This window comes from Lysinibacillus sp. CNPSo 3705 (assembly GCF_028674935.1).
GTDB lineage: Bacteria > Bacillota > Bacilli > Bacillales_A > Planococcaceae > Lysinibacillus.
In genome coordinates this window covers 1-14,909 of sequence record NZ_JAQZSD010000052.1, presented here as the reverse complement: position 1 = coordinate 14,909, position 14,909 = coordinate 1, and the positions used below count along the sequence as shown (strand labels likewise).

Sequence of the window (14,909 nt, the reverse complement as noted above, 5' to 3'; positions counted from 1 at the left end):
CTCCTTATTTTGCTTCGTACCAAGTCGCACCGTAATTAAAATCTACTTTTAATGGTACTGAAAGTGCGATTGCGTTCTCCATAACCTCTGGTACTATTTTTTCAAGTAATGCAATCTCCTCTTTAGGTGCTTCAAAAATTAATTCATCATGCACTTGTAATAAAAGTTTGGCCTGCATATTTTCTTTTTTCAAGCGAGCATCCATATCAATCATTGCTTTTTTAATAATATCAGCTGCACTTCCCTGAATTGGTGTATTCATCGCAGTACGCTCTGCAAAGCTTCGTATATTGAAATTTGAGCTCGTAATATCCGGTAAATATCGACGTCTATTTAAAATAGTTGTCACATAACCATTAAACTTCGCATCTTGGACGATATCATCCATATATTGTTTTACACCCGGGAAACTCGCAAAATATTTCTCGATAAATGTAGCAGCTTCCTTACGGGTAATATCTAAGTTTTGCGATAAGCCGTAATCACTAATACCATAAACAATACCAAAGTTTACTGCTTTTGCAGCACGGCGCATATTACTGTCGACCTCATCTTCTGAAACATGGAAGACATCCATAGCAGTACGTGTATGAACATCCATACCTTCACGGAAAGCGTCAACTAAGTTTTCATCCTTTGACATATGGGCCAATACACGCAATTCGATTTGCGAATAATCGGCAGAAAATAATATCCAATCTTCGTTCGATGGCACAAATGCTTGACGAATTTTTCGCCCTTCTTCTAAACGAATCGGGATGTTTTGCAAATTCGGATCCGTTGAGCTTAAACGCCCTGTAGCTGTTAATGCTTGTTGGAATCGAGTATGCACCTTGCCATCCTCTTCATGGATTTCCTTTAGCAGGCCTTCGATATACGTTGACTGTAATTTCCCAAGCTGACGATATAAAAGAATATGCTCAATAATGGCATGCTCCGGTTTTAATTTTTCCAAAACATCCGCTGCAGTGGAATAGCCTGTCTTTGTCTTTTTAATAACAGGAAGACCAAGTTTATCAAAGAGGATGACACCTAATTGCTTTGGTGAATTAATATTGAAGGCTTCTCCTGCCTCCGTATAAATCTCCTGTTCAATTACAATTAGTTTGTCATTTAGTTCCTGCCCCATTTTCTCTAATGTGGCACGATTGACCGTGATTCCTTCACTTTCCATTGCACCTAAAATAGAAGCAAGCGGTAGCTCTAAATTTTTATAGAGTTCAAACTGTTCGTTTTCCTTTAGCAATTCTTCAAGCTTAGGCTGTAAAGACCATACAGCAAAGGCTTTGCGACTGGCATGCTCAGCAAGTGCATCAATGGCAGGTATAGCTCGTTTCGCCCCTTTACCATAAACAGTCTCATTTGCCTGCACATTACGATAGCCTAGTTCTTTCGCAAGTGTTGCTACATCATCTCCACTTAGCGCAGGATTATTAATATAAGAAGCAAGTAATAAGTCAAATTCAACACCAGCTAAACGAATTCCCGCACGACTTAACGCAGCTTGAGATGCTTTTGAATCAGACATATACTTTATTTTAGTAGCATCTTCTAACCAAAGTCGAAGGACATCTGATTTAGCCGCAATATCAAACGGCACATATATTGTTTTCGCTCCATCTGTTAGTGCAATCCCTAGTTGCTGGCATGTATGATAATGCTCGTTCTCTAGCTCCAAATGCACTGCCATTACATCTTTTAAATGCTCTTGTTTTACTTCTTGCACAATTTCATAGTCAAAAGGAGCTTGTTCCTCTTCTTGGACAGTAAAATCACTTTTCTCTAGCAATGATTTAAAGCCAAGCTCTTGCCACACGCTAATTAATTCCTCTTCATTCGGACCATTATAGATAAGATCCGCGAGCGTTATTTCAATCGGTGCCTCAGTATAGATGGTAGCGAGCTTTTTACTCATTAGTGCCTGTTCTTCATTAGCAACTAATTTTTCTTTCATTTTAGAAGCCTTTACCGTATCCATTGCCGCATAAAGCGACTCTACTGAACCATGCTCTTTTAGCAATTTAACTGCTGTTTTTTCACCGACACCTGGTACACCAGGGATATTATCTGAAGAATCCCCCATTAAACCTTTCATATCAATAATTTGCTCGGGCGTTAAGCCGTATTTTTCTGCAATAAAGGCTGGTGTATTTTTTTCAATTTCAGTAATGCCTTTTTTAGTAATATATACTGTTACTTGCTCAGTCGCGAGCTGTGTTAAGTCACGATCTCCTGATACGACAATGACGTCCATATTTTGTGATGAAGCTTCTTTGGCGAGTGTCCCTATAATATCGTCCGCTTCGTACATTTCAAGCTCATATCGCTTAATACCATAAGCATCAATAAGCTTCCGTATATAAGGAAACTGCTCCGATAATTCTGGTGGAGTCTTTTGTCGCCCCCCTTTATATTCCGTAAATGTCTCATGACGGAAGGTTGTCTTACCCGCATCAAAGGCAACCAAAATTTTCGTTGGTTGCTCTTCCTCTAATATTCTTTGTAGCATTGTTGTAAAGCCGTATACTGCATTCGTATGAATCCCACTATCATTCGTCAATAATGGCAACGCAAAAAACGCGCGATATGCTAAACTATTGCCGTCCAATAATAGCAATTTTTCCTTTGTCATGATTTTATCCTCCTGCGTTGTCGTCTTCTTAATTGTAAAACGAAAACGTATGTTTGAAAATGCCTCTTCCTTTTACTTTATCGAGAAAACGGGTATTTTACCAATCATAACGTTGAAAATCGCCAAATTTTCTACAGCAATAGCTTAGGATTGACTGCACAAAAAAAGCCAATCACTCATTGTAATTGACCTCATCCATGTTATTCACTAGCTTTATTCGTTTTTTCTTTACGATAAAAAATCTCTTCATATATGACTGTCAACATAAAGGCGTTCATAAAGGCAAATACTAAAAATAATGGCATACCACCAAGCTGTGGATGTGTAAGCTCTGTATTAAACACCATGACAGTGCCGATTTGCGCTAAGAAGAAAATAAAGCCAATCCCTACTTGCCATATAGGACGTTTAACCTTGCGTTTTTCGTATAAAAATATTGTTTTAAATATTTTGCGTACATCCGCAGCAATAACTAAACCTAATAAAAACAAAATGACAAAAAATACTGGTATATGATAAACACTTTTTGTGATCCATGCAAAATCTGATAGACGGAAGAAAAGTGTAAATAACGATGCAATACTATAGGCAATCCCTAAATTTTGGAGCCACTTGCTAATTTGCAACTTCACAACTATTACCCCCATTTTTTATTTCTCGAACAATATCATTCTATCAGATAATAGTCATAAACGGAACACAAAATTATAAATTTCTATCATTTTCATAACATACCATCAACATTTGATAAATATTTATGGAGTCATTGATTAAAAATACCTAACTAGACTTTGAAGGGCTCCTTTTCACCATATCGTGGTGTTGACTTCCGTTGGGCGTCCGATGAGCCACTTTTGCAGCAGGATCGCGGGCCAACACGATGTTTGTCACAAAGGCGTTATCACAGGATGTGATGTTTTTAGCCTTCGTTTCTCTATTGCTAAATCCCCAAGGGTGTAAAGTCCTTCCAACGCTAAAAAACTTACTAAAATGTAAAAAAGCCGTCTCAAAAAGTTTGAGACGACTTCATATGCTTATCCCTGCAAGAATAATCGTGTTATTTTATCCCGCATTAACGGGCAGTAATTTATCTATATCAAAAATGAAGCGTCAGGTACAAGACTTTCACCTCAAAATTCACGAAAGCAAAGAAGTTAAGTGGAAGGAGATTAACTGCCCGTAAATGCCCGATTGGTGAAGACTAATAATCAGTGGGGTTGGAGAACCCCCACTGATTAAAGTTTCACTTTATATAGCCAGATAATATTTTGGCATATGGTGAAGTGGATGGCAAAATAATGACCGTATCTTCACCTACAGTTTTCTTATAGGATTCTAATGTACGGTACAATGAATAGAATTCAGGATCTTGTGAGAACGATTTATTGTAAATCTTAGCCGCTTCTGCTTCGCCTTCCGCTTGAATGATTGCTGCATCTTTTTTCGCTGTTGCGAGCATTTCTTGAACTTCCTTATCTGTTTGAGCTTCAATACGGCGTTTCTCAGCATCACCTTCTGATAAATATTTTTGCGACATTGATTCACGGTCCGAAATCATATTTGTGAAAACGGATTGCTCATTTACAGATGGCAAGTCGATACGACGAATACGAACATCTATTACTTCTATTCCATACTTATCATTCGAAAGTAACTCATTAACACGTGCAGTTACCTGATCGTTGATACTTCCACGCGAAGAATCTTCATCATTAATAATCGCCTTATATTCTATTCGACCAAGCTCTGAACGAATAACTGAATAAATAAACTCTTCCATACGTGATTCAACTTTTTCTATCGTTCCAGCATTTGAAATTAATTGCTTTGGATCTGTTATATGCCAAACCGCATAATTATCAATAATAATTCGTTTTTTATCCTTTGTATTAATTTCTTCTTCAGAAACTTCATACGTCATTTGGTTTTTTGGTAACTTCGTGACACTTTGAATAAACGGAACCTTTATTTTTAAGCCAGGATTACTTTGAAATTTCACTACTTCTCCAAACTGTCTAACAACTGCGTATTCGGATTCTTTAACGATATAAACATTAGTAAATACTATTATGGCAATAGCAAAAACGGCTGTTAATGTTACGACAAGAGAAATATATTTTTTCGGATTCATCGGGCTTTTTTTCGACATTTTGACCACATTATCCACTGTATCCTCTTCTTTTGGAGCAGTATTTTTGGATTTACCTGATAAAAAATTGAGGAATTTTTCAAGATCCTTATTTTTTTGGTCCATTAGTTACCGCTCCCTTCTTTTTTCTCCTCTTTTGGTGTTTCCTGCGCAGTAGGTGTCTCCTGTTTCGCAGGTTGCAATGCTTGAAGAGGCAAGTATTTCATTGTACTGCCATCATCATTCATAATATAAATTTGTGCTTTAGGTAAAACATTTTCAAGCGTTTCTATAATTAAACGCTCACGTGTAATTTGTTTATTACCCTTATATTGCTCATACATTTTATTAAAGACAGCTACATCCCCTTGGGCCTGCTCAATACGGGCTGTTTTTTCACCTTGAGCCTTCGAGATAATAGCATCTTTTTCACCTTCAGCTTCATTAGTACGCTGATTCCTATATTTTTCTGCTTGATTAATTTTTGTATTTTTCATTTCACGTGCGTCTGTAACAGCTGTAAACGCTGCTCGCACATCTGCATTCGGTAACTCAACATCTTTTAGTTTTACCCCTAAAACACTAATACCAATATCGTATTTTTCAATAAGAGAAACGAGTAAATCTCGTGATTTTGCTTCTATGTCCGCTTTTCCCTCTGTTAACGCAGCGTCGATTTTTGAGCTCCCAATAATTGATCGGATCGCACTCGACGTAGCGCTATGTAATATTTTTTCTGGATCTTGTGAGCTGAATAAATACTTTTTCGGTTCAGTAATCTTCCATTGAACGACAAGGTCTGTTAAAACAATATGCTCATCCCCTGTAATCATTTTCGTTTCAGCATCATAAGCTTCCAATTCCCCATCTTTATTTTGCTTATAGCCAAACTGTAAACTAAATGTTTCCTTCGATAACACCTCAACCGATTGTACAGGCCAAGGTAATTTAAAATGTAAACCTGGTTCTGTTACTGTATTATCGGCACGACCGAACGTTATGACAACGGCTTGTTCAGATTCATCTACCGTGTACCATGATGTAAATACCGCAATAAGTGCAACAATGCCGAAAATGCCAAGTCCCACCATCATTAGTGACCTTTTCACACTCATGTCTAATCCTCCCTTAAGCTTAGTACTAATGTATACGGGGCACTTCTTAAAAAGTTTCAAAATATTTTAATAAACTCATTTTTCTCTTTAGGCAGTTTGACATAAGGAAGATTGTGAAACTCATTAACAGAATAAAAAAATCCTGCTACCATTTAAGGCAACAGGATATTGACTACTAGATGTTCAAATGCTGGGAAAAATGTTGTTGACAATACAATGCTAATTAATGCAGCTACAATCATAGCAAGACTTGCAAACGTACCTTCTAGCTCACCAAATTCAAATGCTTTTGATGTACCCGTACCATGTGCTCCCATTCCTAACAATAGACCCCTAGAAGATGGTCGATGGAAACGACATGCTTTAATAACTAACGGTGCTATTAGACTCCCTAAAATACCAGTTACCATAACGAAAACTGCAGTAAGCGTAGGAGAGCCACCAATCATATTGGAAATGTCCATCGCTATTGGTGTAGTAACGGAGCGTGGAACTATGCTATGCACAAGCTCATTATTTAGTCCAACTAATACAGCAAAGATAAATGATGATGTAATCGCGACGGCTGAGCCAACTGCAATACTTAGAAAAATTTCAAAAGCATGTTTCTTTAATAGGTTAAAATTTTTATAAATAGGTACCGCGAATGCAACTGTTGCTGGGCCTAATAAATTTGATAAAATACCGGCCCCTGCAGTATAAGATTTATAGGATGTTCCCGTTAGCAGCAGGATAATAATTGCCACTAATGGTGTGATCAGTATAGGTGTTAACCATTCCTTCTGATACTTTTTATAAAACATTTTACTAGTATAAAAAACTGCAATAGTACCTAGTAAACTTAGTATAGCTATTAAAAAGCTCATGCAGTATCACCTTTCTTTCGTTGCCCTAGCAATTGTGCTGTGAAACCTGTTGCAAACATTACAACTATGGCACTCAATACAATAACAAGCACAGCTTTCACACCTTGCACACCGAATAATGCAGTATAATCGATTACTCCGATAGCAGACGGAATGAAAAATAGTAATAATTCACTAAGTAATAAACCTGCACCTAGCTCAATCCATTCAAGCTTAATAATATGAAACTGCAAAAGTAAAAACAATAAGACTAGTCCAATTATGCTCCCTGGAATCGGCAAGTGAAGTAGACGTGCAATACTATTCCCAACAAATAAAATTACATATAGATAGCCGATTTGCACGATACTTTTGACGATTTTCATGGTCATCCTTCTCTCAATTTTTTATCTCGCTTAAACGGTCAAGTGCAGACCGTAAGTCCGATTAACTCAATTACTAAGTTAGTTGAATATTATGCTACTATACTTTACACCTATTTGCGTTACGTGTAAAACAGAAAAAGAATCTATCACCAAAAAATTTGGCAATAGATTCTTCCTATCGGCGATAACTAAGCAACACAATCAAAAAATCTTTATGTATAAAGATTTTTTTGGCTATTAAAAAGTCTTAATAATTATATAGGGGTTTCTACTAACAAGTATAAGGCCCTATTGTGAATCTAAAATTGTGCTAATGTAAAGAATTCGTTAATTTTTTCGGAATCATGACAATCATTTTTGTCCCAATTCCAACTTCACTTTCTACCTGAATGCGGCCATGATGTGCCTCTACTAAGTGCTTCACAATAGCAAGCCCTAAACCTGTACCCCCAGAATTCCGACTTCGTGCACGATCCACACGGTAAAATCGTTCAAAGACACGGGCAATTTCATGCTTTTCAATACCTATACCTTGGTCTTCTATTTCAAGAATACCGTACGTTTCATTTTCCTTTAATCGAATTGTAACGATTGTATTTTCTGGAGAGTACGTAATAGCATTAGTAATTAAATTCGTGACAATTTGAATGATACGATTCGCATCACCCATAACTTGAACATCACGTTCTATATCAACACGAAAGCTCATATTTTTCTCATCCAGACGAGGTCCTGTCAGCTCTGCTCCACGTATAAGTACATCTTGCAAGCCCATCGGCATAATATTAACGGTAAAACCATGCTGCTCAATTTTCGATAATTCTAGTAAATCCTGGATAAGCATTTGCAGCCGGTTACTTTCCTTATAGATGATTTCTAAAAAAGATAGCAGCATTTTTTCATCCTTATATGCTCCATCCAGTAAAGTTTCAGAAAAGCCTTTAATAGATGTAATGGGTGTACGCAATTCATGGGATACATTTGCAACAAAATCCTTACGAATCTGCTCTAAACGAACAAGCTCTGTAATATCGTGCATAACGATAACAACACCAAGCCATCTACCATGATCCCCTATAACAGGCGCTCCATAGACTTCCTTATTGTATAGCTCCTGTTGGATCTCCATTTTAATTTGTTGTCGATAAGGCATTTCAGTTAGAAACACGTGATCAATAAATTGCTCCAGAGATTTAGGTAAGCCAATTGTACGAAAAACTTTTCCTTGTACATCGTCAATTTGCATGCCGAAGCGCTCTAAAAATACACGGTTCACGATAGATATATTGCCCTCACGACCAATCATCATGAGGGAGCTTCCCATATTTTCAATTAACGTTTTAAGTCTTTCCTCTTCTACCTCGCGAATCGCCGTAATATCCTGTAAGTTACGCGCTAAAATATTGATGGAGTGACTAAGTGGCATCATGCGTTCATGCTCATTTTCATGGGCACGAGCACGGTAATTTCCCTTCGCCAGTTCAAGTGCTGTATCTGTCACGTTATCAATAGGAGCAGTGAAATTTCGAATCATATAGCGGCTTACAATAGCCATTAAAATAAGCGCTATTAAAAAAAGAATCGCTAGCACAACATAAAGTCGCGCATGAACATTCGATATTATAGAATCTGTTGCCTCAATGTTTTGAGCAGTATACAGTGCCTCTCTATCTTCTTTTGTTAGTTCGATCTTTCGTTCAGCTAATACTTGGTTAATGGATTCTTGCACCTGTAAACTAGCTTGCTCATTGTACTGTTCTATATAAACAGGAAAAAGCTGACCTATAACAATCATTAGGACAGCTAATATCGATCCAAGCAATAGCATGAATGTCAAGAATAAGCGGTTGCTCATTGATTTCATGTCGTCTTCGGCTCCTCGAATTTATAGCCAAGGCCACGAATTGTTTTGATGAATATTGGCTTACGGCTATTTTCTTCGATTTTATCCCGAAGGTGGCTAATGTGCACATCTACAATTCGAGTATCCCCAGCAAAGTCATACTTCCATACAGCACTTAATAGCTGATCACGTGTTAAAACACGGTTTTTATTTTCAAGTAAATAAATGAGTAACTCAAATTCCTTTGGTGTAAATTCCAGTGCCTCTTCCTGTAAAAATACTTCAAATCGTTCTGGAAAGACACGCAATTGACCAAATTCAAACATTTTCTCTTGTGGCGCATTCTTCTCTTCAGGTACTACATTTTGTGTAAAACGTCTTAAAACCGCCTTTACCCGTGCTAACACTTCGCGCGGACTAAAGGGCTTTGTCATATAATCGTCTGCTCCTAGCTCTAGACCAAGTACTTTATCGAACTCATCATCCTTTGCTGTTAGCATAATAATAGGTGTATTCATACGTTGCTGACGGATCTGTTTACAAACTTCCATACCATCAAGCCTTGGAAGCATCAAATCTAATAAAATTAAATCGGGTTGTAAATCGATTGCCTTATCTAGACCCTCTTGACCGTCCGCAGCTGTTTCTACAACATATCCAGCCTGTTCTAAATTATATTTCAATAATGTTGCAATCGAAAATTCATCTTCTACCACTAAAATCGTTTTTGTCATGTATAAAGCCTCCGTTAGTGATTTGAAACCCCCATTTCAAATCTCAAGACGTCTATAAAGCAAGTGGTGGTGTCACCAGCAAAGTACCCTCAATCATAAGCTGCTTCTGCTCATTATAAGAGTGTACCGATACAGTAATTGTATTTTGTAATTTATTTACTTCCGTTACCTCTAAAAGAGTATCAAATAATTCATAATGATAGAGCGGTTCTAAATATTTTATATGTTGCTCAATAATTCGTGCACCTGGTCCAGGAATATACTTTGACACTGCTGAAGTAATAATGCCATTTAACATAATTGTTGGTACGATTGGCTTTTGAAAAGGCGTCATCGCTGCATAATCATGTTGAATATAAAGCGGATTATTATCATTCGTAAGTCCTAAATAAAGCAGTAAATCCTTATCTTCTATTTTCTCGGTAATATGAATCTTCTCGCCAACTGTAACTTCATCAATAGTGAGACCAAGCTTACTGTTTTTTTGAAGCAAAAATACGCCAACCCCTTTTCTATCATATACCTTCATAGTATCAATTTTATTCCAAAAGTACAACGAAAAGCAGAATAACCTTTTTTATCTTTATCAAAAGGAGTTCGACTGTGCGACAGTTACCATTACTTCAAAATTGATGAAAGTTTAGTACCCTAGCGTGGGGGTGATTTCCGTTCCAGGCTACTCGCTTTCCTGTGGGCGAGCGCCGAGCCGCTTCCTCCGCTGTTGTTGCTGCCGCTGCGTTAGCACTACGCTTTCGCACAGAAAACATTCGCTCCGTGCAGGGTCTCGCCTGTCTCGCTTTCCCACGGGAGTCGAGTATCCTTCCACTACAATCAGCGATAGCGTAGAGTTTCTTATTCATTTATGTATTTCAAGGCTTTAAATATTCGCATCGTGATGCACATTTTTGTTTGTCTTAGTATGTACACTTTCACTTAAACATTCATGTGTATGAATATTTACAACTTGACATTGAAGCCTCTACTCTCTTGAATCGTTAGCCAAAACCATACTTAGAAGCACATTTATAATTGCCATGGCTACTACCATAATCGAACGAAAAGACTTCTAACACTGATAAGCAACAAAGCGCATAATCGGAACAGAAATCAACCCCTCACTTTGCCAAAGAGTCATACTTTAATATTGACATTAATCGTTTTTTCAACAACATAAAATCGAGTAGGAATGAATCCCACTCGATTTCATAAACTTTTATTAAGCTAAAACTTTCATAACGTCGCGGACAGCCTCTGCCGATTTATCTAAAGCTGCTTTTTCTTTGTCTGTTAAATCAAGCTCAAAGATTTTTTCTATACCATTTGCACCTAATAATGTCGGAACACCTAGATATAAATCATTGTAGCCATATTCGCCTTCTAAGTAGGCAATAGATGGAAGTATACGTTTTTGGTCTTTAATGATCGCTTCCGCCATTTCAATAAGCGCCGCTGAAGGAGCATAATATGCCGAACCATTACCAAGGAGGTTAACGATTTCAGCGCCACCTTTACGTGTACGGTCTACTATCTCTTCAAGACGATCTGCTGGAATTAATGATTCTAATGGAATACCACCAGCGAATGAGTAGCGAGTAAGTGGCACCATTGTATCGCCATGACCACCTAACACAAAACCTGTGATGTCTTTTACTGAGATATTCAGTTCTTCTGCTACAAACGCACAGAAACGAGCTGTATCAAGTACACCCGATTGACCTATTACACGATTTTTAGGGAAACCAGTTTCTTTGAATACTGTGTAAGTCATTGCATCAACTGGGTTTGTAAGAACGAGGATTGTTGCATTTGGTGAGTATTTAGCAATTTCCTTAGAAACAGCTTTCATTACATCTTGGTTAATTTGAACAAGATCGTCACGGCTCATACCTGGTTTACGTGCAACGCCAGCAGTGATGATGACTACATCAGAATCTGCAGTATCTGCATAATTAGAAGTACCTTTAACATAAGAATCATAGCCTTGCACCGGTGCAGCTTCCCACATATCTAAAGCTTTACCCTTTGTTGGATTTTCAGCTTGAGGAATATCCACTAACACTACATCACCAAGTTCTTTTTGAGCTGCTAAAAATGCTGCAGTAGCGCCAGTAAAACCGCTACCGATTACTGAGATTTTTTTTCGTTTCAGAGACATTCGAATACGCTCCTTTAAAATTAGGTTATATAATCAATTATGCCTCGGCATAAATTGTGTCAGGAACAGGTTTTGTGCAAGCGCAAAGAACTCCTTTCCGATTCCGTGACATCCGCCGGAGGCTTCTTTCAGCGGATGTTTAAACACCGACTGAAAGAATTTAAAAAAGGGAGGAGAATAAATTCTCCTCCCTCGATTAAACAAGTTCATTGTAAATATTTTATTAAGCTAAGGTCAATAGAAATTTACATTTCACCCTAATTATATCGGCAGAATATACTTCCGCTTTAACTATAATTTCTATTTAAAATAGAAAATTATAGGTTTTTGATTAATTCATTAGCGAATTCTGAACATTTTACTTCTGTAGCGCCGTCCATTAAACGAGCGAAGTCATAAGTTACAACTTTAGAAGAAATTGTTTTCTCTACAGATTTAGTAACCATGTCAGCTGCTTCTTGCCATCCTAAGTGCTCAAGCATTAATACGCCTGAAAGTAATACTGAAGATGGGTTTACTTTATCTTGACCAGCATATTTTGGAGCTGTACCGTGAGTAGCTTCGAAGATCGCGTGTCCAGTTACATAGTTAATGTTTGCGCCTGGAGCGATACCGATACCACCTACTTGAGCAGCTAATGCGTCAGAGATATAGTCACCGTTTAAGTTCATTGTAGCAACTACGTCGAACTCATTTGGACGAGTTAAAATTTGTTGTAAGAAGATATCAGCGATAGAATCTTTAACTAAGATTTTACCAGCTGCTAAAGCGTCAGCTTGTGCTTTGTTTGCTGCTTCTTCACCTTGTTCAGCTTTAATAGCATCATATTGGTTCCAAGTGAATGTTTGATCAGCAAATTCTTTTTCAGCTAATTCATAACCCCATTTTTTGAATCCACCTTCAGTGAATTTCATGATGTTACCTTTGTGTACTAAAGTAACAGATGGGCGTTTATGATTAATAGCGTATTCGATAGCAGAACGTACTAAACGCTCAGTACCTTCTTTAGATACAGGTTTTACACCGATACCAGAAGTTTCTGGGAAGCGGATTTTGTTAACACCAAATTCAGTTTGTAGGAAGTTGATGATTTTTTGTGCTTGTTCAGAACCAGATTCGAATTCAATACCAGCGTAGATGTCTTCTGTGTTTTCGCGGAAGATAACCATATCAACATCTTCTGGACGTTTAACTGGAGAAGGTACTCCATCAAAGTGACGTACTGGACGTAAGCATACATATAGGTCAAGCTGTTGACGTAATGCTACGTTTAGAGAGCGGATACCACCACCGATTGGCGTAGTAAGAGGACCTTTGATTGCGATTAGGTATTCGTTAATTTTGTCTAAAGTTTCTTGTGGTAACCATTCACCAGTTTGGTTGAATGCTTTTTCACCAGCTAAAACTTCTAACCATTCGATTTTCTTTTCACCGTTGTAAGCTTTTTCTACAGCTGCGTCGATTACGCGTGATGCTGCAGCCCAAATATCTGGACCAATTCCATCACCTTCGATGAAAGGAATTACTGGATTGTTTGGTACATTAAGTACGCCATTTTCAACTACAATTTTGTTTGACATTGATGTTGCCTCCTAAATTCATAATCATAGGACTGTGTTTTCAGTAACACAGTCCCAAATATTCTAGCATATTTTCCGAATTAGCGCTCGCTGACTGGAACATATTTTTGCATGCCTGGTCCAACATACTCTGCACGTGGACGGATTAGGCGGTTGTTAGCATATTGCTCTAAAATATGAGCTACCCAACCAGAAGTACGTGACACTGCGAAAATTGGTGTGAATAGGTCATGATCAATACCTAAAGAATCATACACTGACGCAGAGAAGAAGTCTACGTTTGCAGGTAATTTCTTTTGTTCTACGATCATGTCATGGATTTTAACTGACATTTCATAAAGCTCTGGTTTACCAGTTAGCTCAGTTAATTTTTGTGACATTACACGTAAGTGTGGTGCACGTGGGTCGCCTTTGCGGTATACACGGTGACCGAAGCCCATGATTTTTTCTTTATTATCTAATTTATTTTGAATATAAGATTCAACGTTTTCTAGTGAGCCGATTTCAGTTAACATTTTCATAACTTGCTCATTTGCACCACCATGAAGTGGTCCTTTTAATGCACCGATAGCTGCAGTTACACCAGAATAAACATCTGATAATGTAGCTACACATACACGTGCTGTGAATGTAGATGCATTTAATTCGTGATCAGCATGTAATACTAATGCTTTGTCGAATGCTTCCACTTCGATTGCTGCTGGCTCTTCACCTTTCAGCATGTATAAGAAGTTTGCTGCATATCCTAATTCTGGTTTTGGCGCAACTGGCTCTAAACCTTTACGAACACGCGCAAATGCAGTAACTACTGTAGCAATTTTAGCTTGTAAACGGATTGCTTTACGGTAGTTAGCTTCTGTATCCATAACATCCGCTTCTTCATCGAATACACCAAGTAAAGATACTGCAGTACGTAGTGCAGCCATTGGATGTACAGTTGAAAGTGGGTATGTTTTGAATTGCTCTACAATTGCTTGTGGAATAGACATGTTATCTGCCAATTGTTGTTTTAATTCAGCTAGCTCGTCCGCTTTTGGTAAACGAGTATGCCATAATAAATAAATTACCTCTTCGAATGACGCATTCTCTGCTAAATCATCAATGTTGTAACCAACATATGTAAGTGTGTCATCGATAATTGAACTGATTTTAGATTCCGCTGCTACGATACCTTCTAAGCCTTTAGTTGCTGACATAAATTATCGCTCCCTCATAATATATTTTTTAGTGGTAAATGCAGTTATTAGCTCGCATTTACGTTTTTTGCTCATATGAACCATTAAGTTAATCGCTTACATTGCTATTATAATCATTTTTGACAGCTTTGTGAATGAAAAACCTCCGAATAAAGAAAAAGGTGCACGAGCGATTATAAATGAGTTTTAAAAGAGATTCTTTTGTACAATTAAATATTAATTTATCATTTGAAACGGGGTGAAATTGTTAAAATGAGGAATATTAAATATTTTTCATACGAAAGAACTATAAGTG

The 14,909-nt window shown here is 37.6% G+C and carries 12 protein-coding genes; all 12 read right to left on the bottom strand.

Going from position 1 to position 14,909, the window contains the following annotated elements; genetic code table 11:
* Positions 1–4: 4 nt before the first annotated feature.
* The 12 genes from polA to citZ all read right to left on the bottom strand — a co-directional run bounded on the left by polA (position 5) and on the right by citZ (position 14,614).
* Positions 5–2,632, bottom strand: coding sequence for a DNA polymerase I (gene polA, locus PVA17_RS18665; RefSeq protein ID WP_274068554.1), 2,628 nt, complete (start codon positions 2,630–2,632; stop codon positions 5–7).
* 200 nt (positions 2,633–2,832) lie between these two features.
* Positions 2,833–3,264: a DNA polymerase I gene (locus PVA17_RS18660; protein ID WP_132357183.1), complete on the bottom strand. Its 432-nt coding sequence runs from the start codon at positions 3,262–3,264 to the stop codon at positions 2,833–2,835.
* 611 nt (positions 3,265–3,875) lie between these two features.
* Entirely contained in the window at positions 3,876–4,886 is a 1,011-nt protein-coding gene (hflC, locus tag PVA17_RS18655; protein ID WP_132357184.1) for a protease modulator HflC, read from the bottom strand.
* Complete coding sequence (hflK, locus tag PVA17_RS18650) at positions 4,886–5,875, bottom strand: FtsH protease activity modulator HflK (protein ID WP_274068553.1); 990 nt, start codon at positions 5,873–5,875, stop codon at positions 4,886–4,888. The genes hflC and hflK overlap by 1 nt, the downstream gene beginning before the upstream one ends.
* 152 nt (positions 5,876–6,027) lie before the next feature.
* Positions 6,028–6,741 (bottom strand): LrgB family protein, encoded by a 714-nt coding sequence (locus PVA17_RS18645; protein WP_132357186.1) that lies wholly within the window; start codon positions 6,739–6,741, stop codon positions 6,028–6,030.
* A complete protein-coding gene (locus tag PVA17_RS18640) occupies positions 6,738–7,106 on the bottom strand; it encodes a CidA/LrgA family holin-like protein (protein ID WP_079561583.1) in 369 nt (122 codons plus the stop codon). The genes PVA17_RS18645 and PVA17_RS18640 overlap by 4 nt, the downstream gene beginning before the upstream one ends.
* 310 nt (positions 7,107–7,416) lie before the next feature.
* A complete protein-coding gene (gene pnpS, locus PVA17_RS18635; protein ID WP_274068552.1) occupies positions 7,417–8,970 on the bottom strand; it encodes a two-component system histidine kinase PnpS in 1,554 nt (517 codons plus the stop codon).
* Entirely contained in the window at positions 8,967–9,683 is a 717-nt protein-coding gene (locus PVA17_RS18630; RefSeq protein WP_274068551.1) for a response regulator transcription factor, read from the bottom strand. The genes pnpS and PVA17_RS18630 overlap by 4 nt, the downstream gene beginning before the upstream one ends.
* A 52-nt stretch (positions 9,684–9,735) precedes the next feature.
* Positions 9,736–10,176 carry a MaoC/PaaZ C-terminal domain-containing protein gene (locus PVA17_RS18625; RefSeq protein ID WP_132357189.1) on the bottom strand — a complete coding sequence of 147 codons (441 nt, stop codon included), beginning with the start codon at positions 10,174–10,176 and terminating at the stop codon, positions 9,736–9,738.
* Positions 10,177–10,899: 723 nt separating this feature from the next.
* Complete coding sequence (gene mdh, locus PVA17_RS18620; RefSeq protein WP_132357190.1) at positions 10,900–11,838, bottom strand: malate dehydrogenase; 939 nt, start codon at positions 11,836–11,838, stop codon at positions 10,900–10,902.
* Positions 11,839–12,155: 317 nt separating this feature from the next.
* Entirely contained in the window at positions 12,156–13,418 is a 1,263-nt protein-coding gene (gene icd, locus PVA17_RS18615; protein ID WP_132357191.1) for an NADP-dependent isocitrate dehydrogenase, read from the bottom strand.
* An 80-nt stretch (positions 13,419–13,498) separates the two neighbouring features.
* The gene (gene citZ / locus PVA17_RS18610) at positions 13,499–14,614 is read right to left on the bottom strand and encodes a citrate synthase (protein ID WP_132357192.1); all 1,116 of its coding nucleotides are present in this window, start codon (positions 14,612–14,614) and stop codon (positions 13,499–13,501) included.
* Positions 14,615–14,909 lie beyond the last annotated feature (295 nt).